The following is a 19954-nucleotide window of genomic DNA, read 5'->3' as shown; positions in this document are numbered from 1 at the left end:
CCTCCTTGGCCCTTGAAATTTCTCTATAAAAAGAACGCGAGTATCGTTCCTATCCATTCCTTTCCTCTATCGATAATGGAGAGAGGATTGACATCTTCGAAGGAAAGTAATAAGGAGCGTTCCAAATCTTCCTCGAATTTACGTTTTACTTCTTGTATGAAATGTTTATCGTATAAAAGGCAATTGATTTCATGGTTAATATATATACTTCTCATATCGAAATTAGCAGTTCCGATATCACAAGTATGATCGTCTACTATAATAATTTTTGCGTGGAAAAATCCTTGCTGAAAAGCGTAAATATTACAACCAGCTTGTATTAACTTTCGGCAATATGGGAATTTTGCTTCTCGAACGAGGGCGTGATCAGCTTTTTGTGGAACGAGAATAGTTATTTGAACCCCACGTTTTCGCGCTTTTAATAATGCATTCATAATTTTTTTTCCAGGAATAAAATATGGTGTACCGATAAAGAGTTCTTTTTTCGCGCTTTCGATTAAATGTAAAAATGTATTTTGTAAATAGGCACCATCAGTAGGGATGAAACGATGTAGAATGGTCCCTGGTTGTTGCATAGGAAAATAAAGAGATGAATCTAATAAATTTTGGTCTGTATCGTCGAGCCAATCATGTAAAAATTGTTTTTGTAAATCTTGTATCCCTTCTCCTGTAAGACGTAAATGATAATCTCGCCATAACCCTAACCTTTGATTATGCCCTAAATATTCTTCGCCAATGTTAAATCCACCAATATAACCAATTTTCCCGTCAATAACTGTAATTTTTCTATGGTTTCTTTGATTTGCAGAAAAGAAAGGAAAAGGAAATTTCACTTTATGACAAAATGAAAAAGAGACACCATGTTTTTGTAGGGAGTAAATCGCTTCTTTTGATAAATAATGACTTCCAAACCGGTCGAGTAAAAGTCTTACTTCAATTCCTTCTTGTGCTTTGTCGATAAGTAACTTTAAAAACGTACGACTTATATCATCGTTTTTTACAATAAAAAATAAAACGTGCACATGGTGTTTAGCTTGTTTTATATCAGTAAAGAGAGCATCGTATAGATCATTTCCGTATGTATAAAGGCGAAAATCACTTTGACGTAAAGGGAAAGAACGAGAGCGTACACGCTTTAAATGAACAATTCTCCCATATGAAAGGTCGATTGTAATCCAGAGAGCGCTGCCTAATAACAAGAGAGATAAGAAAAACATAAGTAAATTCCCTCCTTCACGGTCTTTTCACCATCAATTTTTTACAAATCAAAATTTCACTGTATCCCGCTATTTGCGGACAGTAAGACGCCCACCTAAAGCAAAGAAGTTGGTTGGGATTCGGGCCGCCCGTAAAAGCCCGATTGGTGAGGGCTAATACTCAGTGGGGAGGAATGGCTCCCCGCCGATTAAAGTTTCACTTTATAGTTTCACCGAAATAAACAGCTTTATTAAAAAATGTGTTGTTGTATAACAAAAAACTGTTGACTGAATGCTCACTCATTATATAATGGGAATAGGGGATATAATTCAGAAAATTATATATTTTCGAAGATTCTAAAAAAGAAAGAGAGCTTACAAAGAGAGGGGTAGCATAAAATGAATAGCTTACTAATCATTAATTGGCTGGCTGCCATTGCTGTTATTGCTTATGCGGGGTATTTGTTTGTATATCTTATACGAACAAGGATGGCCTACATACAATTAGGAAAAAAGATTGAATTTGACCGTCGTTTTAAAGAGCGTTGGGATCTTCTTAAGGTCAATGTTTTCGGTCAGAAAAAGCTGCTGAAAGATAAAAAGAGCGGCATCATTCACGTTATGTTCTTTTACGGATTTATTCTTGTCCAATTTGGAGCAATTGACTTCGTTTGGAAAGGACTTGCACCAGGATCGCATCTTCCACTTGGACCACTATACCCTGCATTTACATTCTTCCAGGAAATTGTCACACTCGTTATTTTAATTGCAGTCTTTTGGGCTTTTCATAGACGCTATATTGAAAAGCTTGTTCGTTTGAAACGTAATTTTAAATCAGGCCTTGTTCTTATCTTTATTGGTGGCTTAATGATTTCTGTGCTACTTGGTAATGGGATGGGAATTATATGGCACGGCGAGGAGCTTTCATGGAGTGAACCTATCGCTTCTGCAATCGCTTACGTTTTCTCGGGATTAAATGAAACCGTAGCCATTTCAGTGTTCTATTTCTCTTGGTGGGTGCATTTACTAATTTTGTTAACGTTTTTAGTTTATGTTCCACAATCAAAACATGCGCATTTAATTGCTGGACCAGTTAACGTGTTTTTTGGTCGTCTTTCAAATCCGGGAAAACTTGAAAAAATTGATTTTGAAGATGAAACACAAGAAACATTCGGTGTTGGTAAAATTGAAGACTTTAGACAAAATCAACTTATCGACTTATATTCCTGCGTCGAATGTGGTCGTTGTACAAATATGTGTCCGGCAACAGGAACAGGGAAAATGTTATCACCGATGGATTTAATTTTAAAACTTCGTGATCATTTAACTGATAAAGGCGCAGCGGTAACATCAAAAGCACCGTGGGTTCCAGTTGTTGCTTTTAATAATACACAAGGAAATCAGTTAGCGATGATGGCAGCTGGAAAAGGACAACAAGAATCAGCGGCTACAGCGCTAGCGTACGACCCAAGTTTAATCGGAGACGTTATTACAGAAGAAGAGATTTGGGCGTGTACAACGTGTCGTAACTGTGAGGACCAGTGCCCAGTTATGAATGAGCATGTTGACAAAATTATTGATTTACGCCGCTATCTCGTTTTAACAGAAGGAAAAATGGACGCGGAAGCGCAGCGTGCAATGACAAACATTGAGCGTCAAGGTAATCCGTGGGGACTGAACCGTAAAGAGCGTGAAACATGGCGCCAAGGTGACGATGAAGTAACAGTTCCAACTGTAAAGGAGAAATCAAAAGCTGGCGAAGAGTTTGAATACTTATTCTGGGTTGGATCAATGGGTTCGTATGACAACCGCAGTCAGAAGATTGCGATATCATTTGCGAAGCTAATGAACGAAGCAGGCATTTCATTCGCAATTCTTGGTAATAAGGAAAAGAACTCTGGTGATACACCGCGCCGCCTTGGAAATGAATTTGTATTCCAGGAAATGGCGACTAAAAATATTGAAGAATTTGAAAAAGCAGGAGTGAAGAAAATCGTTACGATCGACCCTCATGCTTATAACACTTTTAAAAATGAGTACCCGGACTTTGGCTTACAAGCAGAAGTCTATCATCATACAGAATTACTAGCCCAGTGGGTGAAGGAAGGTCGTTTAAAACCTGTCCATTCTATTGAAGAGACAGTTACGTACCATGATTCCTGTTACTTAGGAAGATACAACGAAGTATACGAAGCGCCACGCGATATTCTAAAAGCAATTCCAGGTGTAAACCTTGTAGAAATGGCGCGTAACCGTGAAACGGGAATGTGCTGTGGTGCGGGTGGCGGCCTAATGTGGATGGAAGAAACGACAGGTTCTCGCATTAACGTTGCTCGTACAGAACAAGCGCTAGCTGTACAGCCGTCAATTATCGGTACAGGATGCCCGTATTGCTTAACGATGATTAGTGATGGCACGAAAGCGAAAGAAGTTGAAGAAACAGTTCAAACTTTGGACGTAACAGAGATTTTAGAACGCTCAGTTATCGGACAGAAGAAAGAAGCAATGTAGTTTGTAGGAATGCATTCAAAATTAGAAAGAGGTGCAATAATTGCACCTCTTCTAAGCGCAAGGATACCGAGCGAGCGCTCGGTGCTAAAAAAAGAAATGGGGGAAAGAAACATGAGTAAAACAGTTATTTTAAGTGCTGCAAGAACACCGGTTGGAAAATTCGGAGGAACTTTAAAAGACGTGAAAGCAACAGAGCTTGGAGGAATCGCAATTAAGGCAGCGCTTGAAAGGGCGAATGTTTCCGCTAGTGATGTTGAAGAAGTTATATTTGGAACGGTTATCCAAGGAGGGCAAGGACAAATTCCATCACGCCAAGCAGCAAGAGCGGCCGGCATTCCTTGGGAAGTGCAGACAGAAACAATAAATAAAGTTTGTGCATCAGGGCTTCGCGCAGTTACGTTAGCAGATCAAATTATTCGTACTGGTGATCAATCACTGATTGTAGCTGGTGGAATGGAATCGATGAGTAACAGCCCTTACATTTTACGAGGGGCAAGATGGGGATACAGAATGGGTAACAACGAAGTTATCGATTTAAACGTTGCAGACGGTTTAACATGCGCATTTTCAGGTATACACATGGGTGTTTATGGCGGAGAAGTTGCGAAGGAAGATGGAATCTCTCGCGAAGCACAAGATGAATGGGCATATCGTAGCCATCAACGTGCGGTTTCGGCACATAAAGAAGGGCGTTTTGAAGAGGAGATTGTACCAGTAACAATTCAGCAAAGAAAAGGCGATCCTATCGTCGTGGCTAAGGATGAGGCACCACGCGCGGATACAACGATTGAAAAATTAGCGAAATTAAAGCCTGTATTTGATAAGACGTCAGCGGTGACAGCAGGTAATGCTCCGGGACTAAATGATGGCGGTGCTGCACTTGTATTAATGAGCGAGGACAGAGCGAAGCAAGAAGGAAGAAAACCATTAGCGACAATTTTGGCGCATACGGCGATTGCGGTAGAATCGAAGGATTTCCCAAGAACGCCAGGTTATGCAATTAATGAATTGCTGAAAAAGACAGGTAAGACAATTGAAGACATAGATCTATTTGAAATCAATGAGGCATTTGCGGCTGTAGCAATTGCAAGTACAGAAATCGCAGGGATCGATCCGGAAAAATTGAATGTAAATGGCGGTGCTGTAGCAATGGGGCATCCAATTGGAGCGAGCGGAGCACGTATTATCGTTACACTTATCCATGCACTGAAGCAGCGCGGCGGCGGAATTGGAATTGCTTCTATTTGTAGCGGTGGCGGTCAAGGTGATGCAGTGATGATTGAAGTTCACTAATTAAGATTAGAAGATATATAGTTTATTAACAATTAAGGGGGAAGAAAAAATGAGTGTACAAAAGATTGTTGTAATTGGTGCAGGGCAAATGGGTTCAGGTATCGCACAAGTGTGTGCAATGGCAGGCTATGATGTGAAAGTGCAAGATTTAAAGCAAGAGCAATTAGATAGAGGGCTAGCTGTTATTTCAAAAAATTTAGCCCGCCAAGTAGAAAAAGGCCGTATGAAGGAAGAAGAGAAAGATGCGACTTTAAATCGTCTTACATGGACGCTCGATTTAAATAGTGTCAAAGAAGCTGATCTTATTATTGAAGCAGCTGTTGAAAAAATGGATATTAAAAAGAAAATTTTTGCGAATTTAGATGAAATCGCTCCAGAACACGCAATTTTAGCGACGAATACGTCATCGTTACCAATTACGGAAATTGCAGCGGTAACGAAACGTCCTGAGAAAGTAATCGGCATGCACTTTATGAATCCAGTTCCAGTTATGAAACTCGTTGAAATTATTCGTGGTTTAGCTACAGATGATGCAGTGTATGAAACGATTGAGGATATTACGAAAAAAATTGGGAAAGTGCCAGTTGAAGTAAATGATTTCCCAGGGTTTGTATCGAACCGTATTTTATTACCGATGATTAACGAAGCGATTTATACGTTATACGAAGGAGTGGCGACGAAAGAAGCAATTGATGAAGTAATGAAACTCGGTATGAATCATCCGATGGGACCACTTACGTTAGCTGACTTTATCGGTTTAGATACGTGTTTATACATTATGGAAGTGTTGCATGAAGGATTAGGAGATAGTAAATATCGCCCATGTCCATTATTACGTAAGTATGTGAATGCAGGATGGTTAGGACGTAAAACGGGTCGTGGTTTCTACGTTTACGAATAAATTCCTCCCTTTATTAAAGTAGTGGTCTGACCAAATTGTTAAAAAGATATATAGCAAACGGAGGCGAAGTACATGAATTTTCACTTTACTGAAGAGCAACAAATGATGAGGAAAATGGTTCGAGATTTTGCACAGAAGGAAATAGCTCCCTTTGTTCCTAGTATGGAACAAGGGGTGTTCCCGAAAGAGATTTTGCAAAAGATGGGTGAGCTTGGACTAATGGGTATTCCAGCGCCTGCAAAATATGGCGGGGCAGAAATGGATTTTATTTCTTACATTCTAGCAATTGAGGAAATTTCAAAGGTAAGTGCAACGGTTGGTGTAATTTTGGCTGTACATACGTCAGTTGGAATGAATCCGATTTTATACTTCGGAACAGAAGAACAGAAGCAGAAATATGTTTCTAAACTGGCGACTGGTGAATATTTAGGCGCATTTGCTCTAACAGAACCGAATGCAGGATCAGATGCAGGTAGTTTGAAATCAAGAGCTGTAAAGAAAGACGATCACTACATCATTAATGGATCGAAAGTCTTTATTACAAATGGTGGTGAAGCAAGTACATATATCGTCTTCGCGTCTACAAATCCAGATGCGGGGAAAAGCGGGATTTCAGCATTTATAGTAGAGAAAGATACACCAGGCTTAATCATTGGAAAAGATGAGCATAAGATGGGTCTTCTTGGTTCTCGTACAGTGCAACTTACGTTTGAAGATATGAAAGTGCCGGCCGAGAATTTACTTGGTGAAGAAGGACAAGGATTTAAGGTGGCAATGGCGAATTTAGATGTTGGGCGAATTGGAATCGGAGCGCAAGCATTAGGAATCGCGGAAGCGGCGCTTGCATGTGCGATTGATTATGCGAAAGAGCGTGAGCAATTCGGAAAGCCAATTGCGGCGCAGCAAGGACTCGGATTCAAACTTGCAGATATGGCAACAAGTGTAGAAGCAGCGCGATTACTTGTATACAGAGCAGCATCGCTAAGAGCACAAGGATTACCATGCGGTAAAGAAGCTTCTATTGCGAAATTATTTGCTTCTAAGACGGCCGTTGAAGTTGCGATTGAAGCGGTGCAAGTATTTGGCGGTTACGGTTATACGAAAGATTATCCAGTAGAAAGATTTTTCCGTGATGCGAAGATCACGCAAATATATGAAGGAACGAGCGAAATACAAAAGCTTGTAATTAGTCGAGTTTTATAAAAAGGCAGAGGGGGAGACGGGAATGCATTTTAAATTATCAGAAGAACATGAAATGATAAGAAAAATGGTTCGGGATTTTGCGAGGAATGAAGTAGCACCGACAGCAGCAGAGCGTGATGAGGAAGAGCGATTTGATCGCGCTTTATTTGATCAAATGGCAGAGCTTGGTTTAACCGGTATTCCGTGGCCTGAAGAATACGGCGGAATTGGAAGCGATTACTTGGCGTATGTAATTGCCGTTGAAGAATTATCCCGCGTTTGTGCTTCTACAGGTGTAACGTTGTCTGCACATACTTCACTTGCTGGATGGCCAATTTTTAAATTTGGAACGGAAGAGCAAAAACAAAAGTTTTTGCGCCCAATGGCTGAAGGGAAGAAAATTGGTGCATATGGCTTAACAGAACCAAGCTCTGGATCAGATGCTGGTGGAATGAGGACGACTGCAAAACGAGATGGAGACCATTACATTTTAAATGGTTCGAAAATTTTTATTACAAATGGCGGTATTGCTGATATTTATGTTGTTTTTGCATTAACAGATCCTGATTCGAAGCAGCGCGGCACGAGTGCATTTATTGTGGAGAGTGATACGCTAGGATTTTCGGTTGGGAAGAAGGAAAGTAAGCTGGGGATTCGTTCTTCGCCAACAACTGAAATTATATTTGAAGACTGCCGTATTCCTGTAGAGAATTTACTAGGGGAAGAGGGCCAAGGATTTAAAGTTGCGATGCAGACATTAGATGGCGGCCGTAATGGTATTGCGGCACAAGCAGTCGGTATTGCACAATCCGCTTTAGATGCTTCTGTAGAATATGCAAGAGAACGTCATCAGTTTGGGAAGCCAATTGCGGTGCAACAAGGAATTGGCTTTAAACTTGCGGATATGGCAACGGATGTAGAGGCAGCGCGTCTTTTAACATATCAAGCGGCTTGGCTTGAATCTGAAGGGCTTCCGTATGGGAAAGAGTCAGCGATGTCAAAAGTATTTGCAGGTGATACAGCGATGAAGGTAACGACTGAAGCGGTACAAGTATTTGGTGGTTATGGTTATACGAAAGATTATCCAGTAGAGCGTTATATGCGCGATGCAAAGATTACACAAATATATGAGGGAACACAAGAGATTCAAAGGCTTGTAATTTCTCGTATGTTAACGAAGTAGGAACAAAAGCGTAGGTATTTTCCTACGCTTTTTACTTCCAAAAATAATAGAGAGAGGTGAAGGGATGGTTAAACATAATGTACATGCGTCAGTGAAAGATGAAAAATTAGTTGCGTTAAGACGTGAACAAATGATTAAAGGTGCGGTGCAGCTGTTTAAGCAAAAAGGATTCCCGCGTACAACAACGAGAGAAATTGCGAAAGCGGCTGGATTTAGTATCGGAACACTTTATGAGTATATTCGCACAAAAGATGATGTATTATATTTAGTTTGTGATAGTATTTATGAACATGTAAAAGAGCGGTTAGAGGAAGTAGTGTGTACAGAGAAGGGAAGTATAGAAAGCTTAAAGATAGCGATAATGAATTATTTTAAAGTGATGGATGAATTGCAAGAAGAAGTATTAATTATGTATCAAGAGGTACGTTTTTTACCGAAGGAATCACTCCCATATGTATTAGAAAAAGAGTTTCAAATGGTCGGGATGTTTGAGGATATTTTAGAGCAGTGTACGGAAAATGGGACATTTACACTAAATAAAAAGGAAATACAGCTTCTTGCACATAATATTTTCATACAAGGACAAATGTGGGGATTTAGACGTTGGGCCCTGCAAAAACTGTATACTCTCGAAGAATATACAGAAATGCAAATTAGGTATGTACTGCAAGGAGCACATATGTCTCCGAAATAAAGAATGGACAAATTATAATTTTATTGCCCGTAAATAGCGCGATAAAAGTTTCCCGTTTTTTTTGTAGCATATTTGTGCGACTTTTGTTTATAATGAATAGTATGGATTTTTTTAAGCAGACCGTTATATATAAGCTTATATTTGAAGAAAGGAAGTGCCGCATAAGTGGGTTTTAAGCAATATTCACCAGAAGAGCTAAAAGAATGTTCAATGATTGAAGTTGTACATAGTGTTTTAGGGAATAAAAGACAAGCAACGACATTCAACGAGTTGGTTCAAGAAATCGCTCAAGTGCTGGGACTATCTCAAGGGCAAGTTAATACGAAACTCGCACAATTTTATACAGATTTAAACATCGATGGACGTTTCATTAATTTAGGAGAAAATCGTTGGGGGCTACGTAGCTGGTACCCATATGAGCAAATTGATGAAGAAATTCTGCCTCAGCCAAAACCGAAGAAGAAACGCAAAGTTGAAGAAGACGGTTTTGACGACTACATTGAAGAAGATGATGTAGAAGAAGTAGAAGAAGAAGTAGAAGAAGATGTAGTAGATTTGGACAAAGTTCTTGAAGACGAAGACGCAGATGATGAAGATGATGATCTTGATGATTTAGAAGAAGATAATGAAGACTTCGCAGAAGAAGAACTTGAGTATGATGAAACTGAAGAAGAAGAAGAGGAAGAGCGGTAGTTCTTGACTTTTCATTATCGTCCATGTAGAATCATTTTTGGGCTCTTTAAAAAAAGACGATAATACTTTTAAAGTGTAAATATAAAAGAAAATTGCTCCCTACTTATTACTTTATGTGATGAGGGGAGCAATTTTCTTTTTTGTTTTTTGTTTAGAAAATAAAAAGAGTCTAACAATAAGATGGATACAGTGTTATCTACATACGTTGCGCTTTGCAACGGTGATTATATAACAGCAAAATAGGAGGGAGCTTTTTCATGACTAAGTATATTTTTGTAACAGGCGGTGTAGTATCGTCTTTAGGTAAAGGTATTACAGCAGCATCTCTTGGAAGACTTTTAAAGAATCGTGGTTTAAACGTAACTATTCAAAAGTTTGATCCATACATTAACGTAGACCCAGGGACTATGAGCCCCTACCAACACGGTGAGGTATTCGTAACAGATGATGGTGCAGAAACGGACTTAGACCTAGGTCACTATGAGCGTTTTATCGACATCAACTTAAATAAATACAGCAACGTAACAACAGGTAAAATTTACTCTTCAGTTCTTCAAAAAGAGCGTCGTGGTGAATATTTAGGAGGAACAGTTCAAGTTATTCCTCACATTACTAACGAAATTAAAGAACGTGTATATCGTTCTGGTCGCGAAACAAATGCCGACGTTGTTATTACAGAAATCGGTGGAACTGTTGGTGATATCGAGTCTCTACCATTCTTAGAAGCAATTCGTCAAATTAAGAGCGACATCGGTCGTGACAATGTAATGTACATTCACTGTACGTTAATCCCGTACTTAAAAGCAGCGGGTGAAATGAAAACAAAACCAACGCAACATAGCGTTAAAGAGCTTCGCAGCTTAGGTATTCAACCAAATATTATCGTTGTTCGTACAGAACTACCTGTTTCTCAGGACATGAAAGACAAGCTTGCATTATTCTGTGACATCGATACAAAAGCAGTTATCGAAGCACGCGATGCAGATACTTTATATGCGGTTCCATTATCTCTTCAAGAACAAAACATGGACCAAATCGTTTGTGATCACTTGAAGTTAGACAATCCAGCTGCAGATATGACAGATTGGACTGCGCTAGTTAATAAAGTACGTAACCTTTCTAAGAAAACAAAAATCGCTCTTGTTGGTAAATACGTAGAGCTTCAAGATGCATACATTTCTGTTGTAGAAGCGCTTCGTCATGCAGGTTATTCATTCGACACAGATGTAGAAGTAAAATGGGTAAATGCTGAGCACGTAACAGCAGAGAACGTAAAAGAATTAGTTGGCGATACAGATGGTATCCTTGTACCAGGTGGCTTCGGCGATCGTGGTGTAGAAGGTAAAATCGTTGCAATTCAATATGCTCGTGAAAACAAAGTTCCATTCTTAGGAATTTGCCTAGGTATGCAACTTGCATCAATCGAATTTGCACGTAACGTATTAGGATTAGAAGGAGCTAACTCTTCTGAAATTAATCCTGACACACCTTATGCAATTATCGATTTATTACCAGAACAAAAAGATGTAGAAGATTTAGGTGGTACACTTCGCCTTGGTCTATACCCATGTAAGCTTGCTGAAGAAACAAATGCTTACAATGCTTACAATGAGCCGGTTGTATATGAGCGTCATCGTCATCGTTATGAGTTCAACAATCAATTCCGTCCAGATATGGAAAAAGCAGGATTTGTATTCTCTGGTACAAGCCCAGACGGTCGTCTAGTGGAAATTATTGAATTACAAGATCACCCTTGGTTCGTGGCAGCACAGTTCCATCCAGAACTTGTATCTCGTCCAAACCGTCCACAACCATTGTTCCATGACTTCGTAAGTGCTTCTATTACGAATAAAGAGAGCAAGTAATAAAAAAAAGCGCCTGAAATAGGGCGCTTTTTTTAATATTCGTTTAACATTTCATCAATTGTAAATTTCAATCCGTGATAAGCAAATAAAGCTATAATTAAACTTGGGAACCCATAGCGGTTACCTTCATCATCTGGAATAAGACCTTTTAACAGCTTTGTATCAATATGTATATCTGTATATTGTTCCAGTGATTCAACACCTTCTTGAATAGCCGAGATTCCAACGATAGATTGGCCTTCTTCATGAAGTTTTTTCGCGGTTTTTATAATTTCTTCATCTGTCGAAAAACGACTAATAAGAAGTACGCGGTCCGCAGAAGTCACTGCCGCCGGTTCACCGTTTTCTATTAAACGTTTTGCTTGTTTCATTGGTTCGGCGCCAAATAATGCTTCTGAAACAATACCCTCCATTTCGTTTGTACCGTGCAAGTAAATGAAGCCGTCTCCCACTAACGCCTGGGCAAGTAGACGAGCGCTATCTTCTATATTCATTTCCTCTTTTTGAGAAATTCTGGAGAAATATCCACTTAATTGAGTCGAGAAAATTTTTAACATGTTGTTGCTCCTTTCTTTCGTGCTAGCCGGTTCCCATTATAGCTCATTTTTTTTAGAAAGGGGAAATCGTAGGGTAGCATAACGAAATAGTAAACGGTAAAATAAGAAAGAATAGGAAGGGATTTGGCAAAGAGTAGCGAAAATAAACCGATAAGATATAAGAAGCTTTAAATCTTGTACTTACACAGAAAGGTTGGGAGTTATGGAAGGGAAAATTTTAATCGTTGATGATCAATATGGCATTCGTGTTTTATTGCATGAAGTGTTCCAAAAAGAAGGTTATCAGACGTTCCAAGCAGCGAATGGATTTCAAGCTTTAGATATCGTGAAAAAAGATAATCCAGATTTAGTAGTGTTAGATATGAAAATCCCAGGTATGGATGGTATAGAGATTTTAAAACATGTAAAAGAAATTGATGAGAGTATTAAAGTTATTTTAATGACTGCTTATGGAGAATTGGATATGATTCAAGAAGCGAAAGATTTAGGAGCTTTAATGCACTTTGCTAAACCGTTTGATATCGATGAGATTCGTCAAGCAGTGAGAGATCAGCTTGCCGTAGAGGCGTAAAAAGTGAATTTTTTATAAAAAATATGGAAAAAAGCGTTTACATGGACTATTGAGCAGGTGAATACGGTTGAGTTTTTGAGTACAAGTTGTTATCCTATTGAGTGTAGAAAGAAGTCCGGTATGTAAATATACATATTTTACCTTATTCTGGTCATACTACCAGCGATAAGAATTTATCGGATACAAAAAACGTTTTTTAGGAGGATTCACCATGCCTTTAGTTTCTATGAAAGAAATGCTAAACACAGCACTAGAAGGAAAATACGCAGTTGGTCAATTCAACATGAACAACTTAGAGTGGACTCAAGCTATCTTAGCTGCTGCGGAAGAAGAAAAATCTCCTGTAATCTTAGGTGTATCTGAGGGTGCAGCTCGTCATATGACTGGTTTCAAAACAGTTGTAGCTATGGTTAAAGCTTTAATCGAAGAAATGAACATTTCTGTTCCTGTAGCGATTCACCTTGACCATGGTTCAAGCTTCGAAAAATGTAAAGAAGCAATTGATGCAGGTTTCACATCTGTAATGATCGACGCTTCTCACCACCCATTCGATGAAAACGTTGAAACTACTAAAAAAGTAGTAGAATACGCACACGCTCGTAACGTATCTGTTGAAGCTGAGCTTGGAACAGTTGGAGGACAAGAAGACGACATCATCGCTGAAGGCGTAATTTACGCTGATCCAGCAGAGTGTAAGCACCTTGTTGAAGCAACAGGTATCGATTGCCTAGCTCCAGCTCTAGGTTCTGTACACGGTCCTTACAAAGGTGAGCCTAACTTAGGATTCGCTGAAATGGAACAAGTTCGTGACTTCACTGGCGTACCTTTAGTATTACACGGTGGTACTGGTATCCCAACTGCTGATATCGTAAAAGCTATTTCTCTAGGTACTTCAAAAATTAACGTAAACACTGAGAACCAAATTGAGTTTACAAAAGCTGTTCGTGAAGCATTAAACAAAGACCAAGAAGTTTACGATCCTCGTAAATATATTGGACCTGGCCGCGACGCTATCAAAGCAACTGTTGCTGGTAAAATGCGTGAGTTCGGTTCTAACGGTAAAGCGTAAGAATAAAATTCCGTTTTGGAAACCGTCTAGTCTTTTAGACGGTTTCCTTTCGTTGTATAATGAAAGCGTGAACAAGTCTAAAGATTTTATAAAGTGAATTTTTGGTTTGCGAATATAGAAAATAATGTGCATAGTCCTATTAATAAATGTGGTAAGTATCTGAATTGAGTAATTTGATTCGATGAATAGTTAATCTTCATCTATTTGTATAGCAGGGGAGCTACAGGTGATGGTTTTCTACTTATTGAGTTTCAGGATGGAAAGAGTGATTGAGATTCTTAAGGGGGAATCTTCTACTTCTTATAAAGAAGTAGAAGATAAATACATTCACAAGAAGGGAGCTCAATATGGAAAAGTTGCTAATTGAAGGCGGAAGAGCTTTAAATGGAACGATTCGTGTGAGTGGTGCAAAGAACAGTGCTGTTGCACTAATTCCAGCGACAATTTTAGCAGATACTCCAGTAACTATTGGCGGTGTTCCTAATATTTCGGACGTGAAAATGTTAGGAGACTTACTAGAGGAAATTGGAGGGAAAGTAACTTATGGGCAGGAAGAAGAGATGGTAGTCGATCCTTCTAACATGGTTGCGATGCCTTTACCAAATGGAAAAGTGAAAAAATTGCGCGCCTCTTATTATTTAATGGGTGCAATGCTTGGCCGTTTTAAAAAAGCTGTTATTGGGCTTCCAGGTGGATGTCATTTAGGGCCACGACCGATTGATCAGCATATTAAAGGGTTTGAAGCGTTAGGGGCATATGTTACAAATGAACAAGGTGCCATTTATTTAAGAGCAGACGAACTACGTGGGGCACGTATTTATTTAGATGTTGTTAGTGTAGGAGCTACGATTAATATTATGCTAGCGGCTGTACGAGCGAAAGGTAGAACTGTTATTGAAAATGCAGCGAAAGAACCAGAGATTATTGATGTAGCTACATTGTTAACGAGTATGGGAGCACGTATTAAAGGTGCTGGTACAGACGTAATCCGAATTGATGGTGTGGATTCACTGCACGGTTGTCACCACACTATTATTCCAGACCGTATTGAAGCTGGTACGTATATGATTTTAGGAGCAGCATCAGGAGGAGAAGTAACAGTTGATAATGTTATTCCTCAGCATTTAGAATCCGTTACTGCGAAGCTAAGAGAAGCTGGTGTTCAAATTGAAACGAACGATGACCAAATTACAGTGAACGGCAATAGAAGGTTAAAAGTAGTTGATGTAAAAACGCTTGTATATCCAGGGTTTCCAACGGATTTACAACAGCCGTTTACAACGCTTTTAACAAAAGCGCATGGAACAGGAGTTGTAACTGATACAATTTACAGCGCACGTTTCAAGCATATTGATGAATTGCGCCGTATGAACGCGCAAATTAAAGTAGAAGGCCGTTCAGCAATTGTGACTGGACCGGTTTTATTGCAAGGTGCGAAGGTGAAAGCGAGTGACCTACGAGCTGGTGCGTCCCTTGTTATTGCGGGTTTAATGGCAGATGGCATTACAGAAGTAACGGGACTTGATCATATTGATCGAGGTTACGAAAATATAGTAGACAAGCTTAAAGGGCTTGGTGCAAACATTTGGCGAGAACAAATGACAAAGCAAGAAATTGAAGAAATGAAGAATGCATAAAGTGAAACTTTAATCAGTATGGGGTATCCCACGTCGATTATTAACCCTCACCAATCGGGATAAGGTGGTGATACTTCCGTTAATGGGGAGCGAAGAATCACTACTAACGGAAGTACACTTTATAGAAAAATAAGGTTCACAAAATACGGCAGAAATATAAAGGCTTAAAGGAGAGGGATTATCGTGGAAAGAAGTTTATCTATGGAGTTAGTACGTGTAACAGAGGCTGCAGCATTATCATCAGCGCGTTGGATGGGGCGCGGAAAAAAAGATGAGGCAGATGGTGCAGCAACATCAGCTATGCGTGATGTATTTGATACAATTCCGATGAAAGGTACAGTTGTAATTGGCGAAGGTGAAATGGATGAAGCGCCAATGCTATATATCGGAGAAAAATTGGGTACAGGATATGGACCACGCGTAGACGTTGCAGTTGATCCTCTAGAAGGGACAAATATCGTAGCGGCTGGCGGCTGGAATGCGCTTGCTGTTATTGCAATTGCAGATCACGGCAATTTGTTACATGCTCCTGACATGTACATGGATAAAATAGCGGTTGGTCCAGAAGCAGTTGGTGCAGTTGATATTGACGCACCTATTATCGACAACTTACGTGCAGTTGCGAAAGCGAAAAATAAAGATATCGAAGATGTTGTAGCGACAGTTTTAAACCGTCCACGTCATCAAGCAATTATCGAAGAAATTCGTAAAGCTGGTGCTCGTATTAAATTAATTAACGATGGAGATGTAGCTGGAGCAATCAATACAGCATTTGACCGTACTGGTGTAGATATTCTATTCGGTTCTGGTGGAGCACCTGAAGGTGTATTAGCTGCGGTCGCATTAAAATGCTTAGGTGGAGAAATTCACGGGAAGCTCTTACCTCAAAACGAAGCTGAACTAGCTCGTTGTAAAAGAATGGGTATTGAAGATATCAATCGTATCCTTCGTATGGAAGACTTAGTAAAAGGTGACGATGCAATCTTTGCAGCAACAGGTGTAACAGACGGAGAACTATTACGAGGCGTTCAATTTAAAGGTAGCGTCGGAACAACACAATCACTTGTTATGCGTGCAAAATCAGGCACAGTACGCTTCGTAGACGGCCGCCATAGCTTAAATAAAAAACCGAATTTGGTTATTAAATAAAAAGCGTAAGCAGCTCGTTCAGAATGGGAGGGGGATGGAGCTTCAGACGTAGAGGCGCTTTTTGCCTCACAGGAAGGGGTGAAATGACCGGAGATTCTAGCCCCTGGAACTGAATTAAATAAAAGCAGAAATACCTTATCTATTCTGCCTTAAAATCAGGTGAGTAGAAAAAAGAAAGAAATATGAAAAGGCGAAGACAAATTTTCTTGTCTTCGCTTCTTGTATTTGTGTTTCAACGTATTGATTAAAACTAGATAAAAGGGTTACAATAGTGAATATTATCCTACTTGAACTTATTGCCTTTCATTATTATTTATTTGCCTTCCGTATTTTTCCCTTTACCCATGTGAAAAGAGAATAAAGTTAAAGTGTGGTGTCTGAATGAATTTGTCAATTGCAGCATTAGAAAACATGAAATTAAAAGAGTTATACGAGCTTGCGAAGGAATTTAAGATTTCGTATTACAGCAAGTTAACGAAAAAAGAGCTAATCTTCTCTATCTTAAAAGCTCGAGCAGAAAAAGAAGGTTTCTTTTTCATGGAAGGCGTATTAGAAATTATTCAATCAGAAGGATTTGGATTCTTACGTCCTATCAATTATTCTCCAAGCTCAGAAGATATTTATATCTCGGCTTCGCAAATTCGTCGTTTCGATTTACGTAATGGAGATAAGGTTTCTGGTAAAGTACGACCTCCGAAAGAAAATGAGCGCTATTTTGGATTGCTACAAGTTGAAGCTGTAAATGGAGATGATCCAGACTCAGCAAAAGAGCGTGTACATTTCCCTGCATTAACACCGTTATACCCAGATCGCCAAATGAAATTGGAGACGGAAACGAAAAAGTTACCGACACGCATCATGGATTTAATCGCACCAGTTGGATTTGGACAACGTGGTTTAATTGTTGCGCCTCCAAAGGCTGGTAAAACAAGTCTGTTAAAAGAAATTGCACACAGTGTCACAACAAATCATCCGGAAGCAGAATTAATTGTACTTTTAATTGATGAGCGTCCAGAGGAAGTAACAGATATTGAACGTTCTGTTAAAGGTGATGTTGTAAGTTCTACTTTTGATGAAGTGCCAGAGAATCATATTAAAGTAGCGGAGCTTGTATTAGAGCGTGCAATGCGTCTTGTAGAACATAAAAGGGACGTTGTCATTTTAATGGATAGTATTACCCGTTTAGCGCGTGCTTACAACCTTGTTATTCCGCCAAGTGGTAGAACCTTATCAGGTGGTATTGATCCTGCTGCTTTTCATAGACCGAAGCGTTTCTTTGGGGCTGCGCGTAATATCGAAGAGGGCGGTAGCCTAACGATTTTAGCAACAGCGCTTGTTGATACAGGGTCTCGTATGGATGATGTAATTTACGAGGAGTTTAAAGGAACTGGAAATATGGAACTTCACTTAGATCGCTCATTAGCTGAGCGCCGTATCTTCCCAGCGATTGATATTCGTCGCTCTGGTACGCGTAAAGAAGACCTATTAATTCCGAAAGAACATTTAGACAAGCTGTGGGGTATTCGTAAAACAATGCGTGATACACCAGACTTTGTTGAAGGCTTCTTACGTAAACTTCGTCAAACAAAGACAAATGAAGAATTTTTACAAAACATTGTTGCAGACTCAAAAAGGTATGTAACCACTAAGTAAAGGGAAAAGATGGGGACTCGCTTATTTCGTAGTAAGCGAGTTTTTTATGTTTTTAAGGGAATATTAGAGAGAGTAATATATGGAAAAAATTTGTTTTTTGAGATGGAAATCATATTTGGATTGAGAGCTTGAAGTGCCCTACGATTCTGGGCGAGCCGCTACGTCAGAAGCTCCATCCCCCTCTCATTCTGAACAAGCCGCTTGTGCTTTTAGGTATATCCATCTCCAGCGGCTAGAATCTCCGGCCATTTCGCTCTCTCGGTCGAAGCAAAAAGCGCTTCTTGGTCGAGAGCTTGAAGTGACCTGGATTCTGAACGAGCCGCTTGTGCTTTTAATTGATATCCAGTTCCGGCGGCTAGCTCTTCGTGTCTAAGAACCTCCCGCACTCAAGGTAAAAAGCACCTTTTGTGCGAGAGAACCTTAGCCAGTCAGAGCTGAGCGAGCCGCCTCCACTTTTAGGTGCTATCCAGCTCCAGCGGCTAGAATCTCCGGCCATTTCGCTCTCTCGGTCGAAGCAAAAAGCGCTTCTTGGTCGAGAGCTCCAATGTCCTGCGATTCTGAACGAGCCGCTTGTGCTTTTAATTTTTAAAAAGACAAAAACAGGTAGTTGCAAAATGGAGTTAGCCTTGTTATAATTTCATCATATGTGTTTCATCAATATAGTTGTGTAAGCAGCTGAAGATGAAAAACTCTGTTTCGAAAATGATTCAGGGCGGAAGGAGATGAAAAGAATGAAAGCAGGAATCCATCCAAATTACAATAAAGTTGTATTTATGGACACGAACACTGGCTTCAAATTCTTAAGCGGGTCTACAAAAGGCTCTAGCGAAACTGTTGAGTGGGAAGATGGTAACACTTATCCATTACTAAAAATTGAGATCAGTTCTGATTCTCACCCATTCTACACTGGACGTCAGAAGTTTGCTACTGCAGACGGACGTGTTGACCGCTTCAATAAGAAATACGGCATCAAGTAATAAAGAACATAAAACAGGCAAGTGTATGTATTCGCTTGTCTGTTTTTTTTGCGAAAATATTAAACCTTTACCCTACTTTGGATTAGGAAAGTAGATGAAAGGAGAGCTCAATGTACTTAATGAATCAAAATGGTTGGATTGAAGTGATTTGCGGGAGTATGTTTTCTGGGAAATCAGAAGAGCTCATCCGCCGTATACGCCGTACACAATTTGCGAAACAACATGCGATTGTATTTAAACCATGTATTGATAATCGTTATAGTGAAGAAGATGTTGTATCACATAATGGATTAAAGGTTAAAGCAGTTCCTGTTTCAGCTTCAAAAGATATATTTAACCATGTAACAGAAGAAATGGATGTTATTGCAATCGATGAGGTACAATTTTTTGATGGGGACATTGTGGAAGTGGTGCAAGTATTGGCAAATCGTGGCTATCGTGTCATTGTAGCTGGATTAGACCAAGATTTCCGTGGTCTACCATTTGGACAAGTTCCTCAGCTGATGGCGATTGCTGAACATGTAACTAAATTGCAGGCAGTTTGTTCTGAATGTGGATCTCCTGCAAGTCGTACGCAACGTTTAATCGATGGAGAACCAGCGGCATTTGATGATCCAATTATTTTAGTTGGGGCTTCAGAATCGTATGAACCACGTTGTCGTCATTGTCATGCAGTACCTACAAAACAAAGATAAGTGAAACTCGCTATGTAGAGCGGGTTTTTTTCGAAAATAGATGAAGATTGGTGGCCAGCTCTTCGTGTCTAAGAACCGCCGCTACTCAAGGTGAAAAGCACCTTTTGTGCGAGAGAACCTTAGCCAGT

17 protein-coding genes are annotated in these 19954 nt (G+C 39.7%); 15 read left to right on the top strand and 2 right to left on the bottom strand.

Annotation, left to right across the window (positions count from 1 at the left end; all coding sequences use genetic code 11):
* Window positions 1-23: 23 nt before the first annotated feature.
* On the bottom strand, window positions 24-1217 hold the full coding sequence (gene cls / locus AC0IXC_RS19120; RefSeq protein ID WP_002089773.1) for a cardiolipin synthase: 1194 nt from the start codon (window positions 1215-1217) through the stop codon (window positions 24-26).
* 378 nt (window positions 1218-1595) lie between these two features.
* On the opposite strand from cls, the gene AC0IXC_RS19115 reads away from it, so the two are divergent.
* The 8 genes from AC0IXC_RS19115 (at window position 1596) to pyrG (ending at window position 11518) form a co-directional block, all read left to right on the top strand.
* On the top strand, window positions 1596-3707 hold the full coding sequence (locus AC0IXC_RS19115) for a (Fe-S)-binding protein (protein ID WP_002130078.1): 2112 nt from the start codon (window positions 1596-1598) through the stop codon (window positions 3705-3707).
* Window positions 3708-3716: 9 nt separating this feature from the next.
* A complete protein-coding gene (locus AC0IXC_RS19110; RefSeq protein ID WP_471653155.1) occupies window positions 3717-5000 on the top strand; it encodes an acetyl-CoA C-acetyltransferase in 1284 nt (427 codons plus the stop codon).
* 49 nt (window positions 5001-5049) lie between these two features.
* Window positions 5050-5901 carry a 3-hydroxybutyryl-CoA dehydrogenase gene (locus AC0IXC_RS19105; RefSeq protein ID WP_002016322.1) on the top strand — a complete coding sequence of 284 codons (852 nt, stop codon included), beginning with the start codon at window positions 5050-5052 and terminating at the stop codon, window positions 5899-5901.
* 72 nt (window positions 5902-5973) lie between these two features.
* Window positions 5974-7104, top strand: a complete 1131-nt coding sequence (locus AC0IXC_RS19100) for an acyl-CoA dehydrogenase (protein ID WP_471653154.1) — start codon at window positions 5974-5976, stop codon at window positions 7102-7104.
* Window positions 7105-7126: 22 nt separating this feature from the next.
* Window positions 7127-8266 carry an acyl-CoA dehydrogenase AcdA gene (gene acdA, locus AC0IXC_RS19095; RefSeq protein ID WP_471653153.1) on the top strand — a complete coding sequence of 380 codons (1140 nt, stop codon included), beginning with the start codon at window positions 7127-7129 and terminating at the stop codon, window positions 8264-8266.
* A 64-nt stretch (window positions 8267-8330) separates the two neighbouring features.
* Window positions 8331-8960 (top strand): TetR/AcrR family transcriptional regulator, encoded by a 630-nt coding sequence (locus AC0IXC_RS19090; RefSeq protein ID WP_002034889.1) that lies wholly within the window; start codon window positions 8331-8333, stop codon window positions 8958-8960.
* 165 nt (window positions 8961-9125) lie between these two features.
* The gene (gene rpoE, locus AC0IXC_RS19085) at window positions 9126-9653 is read left to right on the top strand and encodes a DNA-directed RNA polymerase subunit delta (protein ID WP_002143883.1); all 528 of its coding nucleotides are present in this window, start codon (window positions 9126-9128) and stop codon (window positions 9651-9653) included.
* Between the two features lie 257 nt (window positions 9654-9910).
* Window positions 9911-11518, top strand: coding sequence for a CTP synthase (pyrG, locus tag AC0IXC_RS19080; RefSeq protein WP_002016314.1), 1608 nt, complete (start codon window positions 9911-9913; stop codon window positions 11516-11518).
* Between the two features lie 32 nt (window positions 11519-11550).
* Here the strand turns inward: pyrG and AC0IXC_RS19075 are convergent, their stop codons facing one another.
* On the bottom strand, window positions 11551-12075 hold the full coding sequence (locus tag AC0IXC_RS19075; RefSeq protein WP_471653152.1) for a DUF2529 domain-containing protein: 525 nt from the start codon (window positions 12073-12075) through the stop codon (window positions 11551-11553).
* A gap of 202 nt (window positions 12076-12277) precedes the next feature.
* Between AC0IXC_RS19075 and spo0F the strand changes: the two genes are divergently transcribed.
* The 7 genes from spo0F to AC0IXC_RS19040 all read left to right on the top strand — a co-directional run bounded on the left by spo0F (window position 12278) and on the right by AC0IXC_RS19040 (window position 19826).
* The gene (gene spo0F, locus AC0IXC_RS19070; protein ID WP_000398592.1) at window positions 12278-12646 is read left to right on the top strand and encodes a sporulation initiation phosphotransferase Spo0F; all 369 of its coding nucleotides are present in this window, start codon (window positions 12278-12280) and stop codon (window positions 12644-12646) included.
* Between the two features lie 211 nt (window positions 12647-12857).
* Window positions 12858-13715: a class II fructose-bisphosphate aldolase gene (locus AC0IXC_RS19065; protein WP_002016312.1), complete on the top strand. Its 858-nt coding sequence runs from the start codon at window positions 12858-12860 to the stop codon at window positions 13713-13715.
* A gap of 347 nt (window positions 13716-14062) precedes the next feature.
* Window positions 14063-15352: a UDP-N-acetylglucosamine 1-carboxyvinyltransferase gene (murA, locus tag AC0IXC_RS19060; RefSeq protein ID WP_002034893.1), complete on the top strand. Its 1290-nt coding sequence runs from the start codon at window positions 14063-14065 to the stop codon at window positions 15350-15352.
* A gap of 183 nt (window positions 15353-15535) precedes the next feature.
* On the top strand, window positions 15536-16501 hold the full coding sequence (gene glpX / locus AC0IXC_RS19055; protein ID WP_002016310.1) for a class II fructose-bisphosphatase: 966 nt from the start codon (window positions 15536-15538) through the stop codon (window positions 16499-16501).
* 381 nt (window positions 16502-16882) lie between these two features.
* The gene (gene rho / locus AC0IXC_RS19050; RefSeq protein WP_002016308.1) at window positions 16883-18154 is read left to right on the top strand and encodes a transcription termination factor Rho; all 1272 of its coding nucleotides are present in this window, start codon (window positions 16883-16885) and stop codon (window positions 18152-18154) included.
* A gap of 731 nt (window positions 18155-18885) precedes the next feature.
* Window positions 18886-19131, top strand: coding sequence for a type B 50S ribosomal protein L31 (locus AC0IXC_RS19045; RefSeq protein WP_000643447.1), 246 nt, complete (start codon window positions 18886-18888; stop codon window positions 19129-19131).
* 110 nt (window positions 19132-19241) lie between these two features.
* Window positions 19242-19826, top strand: coding sequence for a thymidine kinase (locus tag AC0IXC_RS19040; RefSeq protein ID WP_002016305.1), 585 nt, complete (start codon window positions 19242-19244; stop codon window positions 19824-19826).
* Window positions 19827-19954: the final 128 nt, after the last annotated feature.

The organism is Bacillus sp. AC266, from assembly GCF_979253805.1.
This window is presented reverse-complemented; position numbering and strand designations above follow the sequence as displayed.

Bases quoted from the DNA above. Each gene is read 5' to 3' on its own strand.
- cls (WP_002089773.1), bottom strand. From the start codon at position 1,217: ATGTTTTTCTTATCTCTCTTGTTATTAGGCAGCGCTCTCTGGATTACA.
- AC0IXC_RS19115 (WP_002130078.1), top strand. From the start codon at position 1,596: ATGAATAGCTTACTAATCATTAATTGGCTGGCTGCCATTGCTGTTATT.
- AC0IXC_RS19110 (WP_471653155.1), top strand. From the start codon at position 3,717: ATGCATTCAAAATTAGAAAGAGGTGCAATAATTGCACCTCTTCTAAGC.
- AC0IXC_RS19105 (WP_002016322.1), top strand. From the start codon at position 5,050: ATGAGTGTACAAAAGATTGTTGTAATTGGTGCAGGGCAAATGGGTTCA.
- AC0IXC_RS19100 (WP_471653154.1), top strand. From the start codon at position 5,974: ATGAATTTTCACTTTACTGAAGAGCAACAAATGATGAGGAAAATGGTT.
- acdA (WP_471653153.1), top strand. From the start codon at position 7,127: ATGCATTTTAAATTATCAGAAGAACATGAAATGATAAGAAAAATGGTT.
- AC0IXC_RS19090 (WP_002034889.1), top strand. From the start codon at position 8,331: ATGGTTAAACATAATGTACATGCGTCAGTGAAAGATGAAAAATTAGTT.
- pyrG (WP_002016314.1), top strand. From the start codon at position 9,911: ATGACTAAGTATATTTTTGTAACAGGCGGTGTAGTATCGTCTTTAGGT.
- AC0IXC_RS19075 (WP_471653152.1), bottom strand. From the start codon at position 12,075: ATGTTAAAAATTTTCTCGACTCAATTAAGTGGATATTTCTCCAGAATT.
- spo0F (WP_000398592.1), top strand. From the start codon at position 12,278: ATGGAAGGGAAAATTTTAATCGTTGATGATCAATATGGCATTCGTGTT.
- AC0IXC_RS19065 (WP_002016312.1), top strand. From the start codon at position 12,858: ATGCCTTTAGTTTCTATGAAAGAAATGCTAAACACAGCACTAGAAGGA.
- murA (WP_002034893.1), top strand. From the start codon at position 14,063: ATGGAAAAGTTGCTAATTGAAGGCGGAAGAGCTTTAAATGGAACGATT.
- rho (WP_002016308.1), top strand. From the start codon at position 16,883: ATGAATTTGTCAATTGCAGCATTAGAAAACATGAAATTAAAAGAGTTA.
- AC0IXC_RS19045 (WP_000643447.1), top strand. From the start codon at position 18,886: ATGAAAGCAGGAATCCATCCAAATTACAATAAAGTTGTATTTATGGAC.
- AC0IXC_RS19040 (WP_002016305.1), top strand. From the start codon at position 19,242: ATGTACTTAATGAATCAAAATGGTTGGATTGAAGTGATTTGCGGGAGT.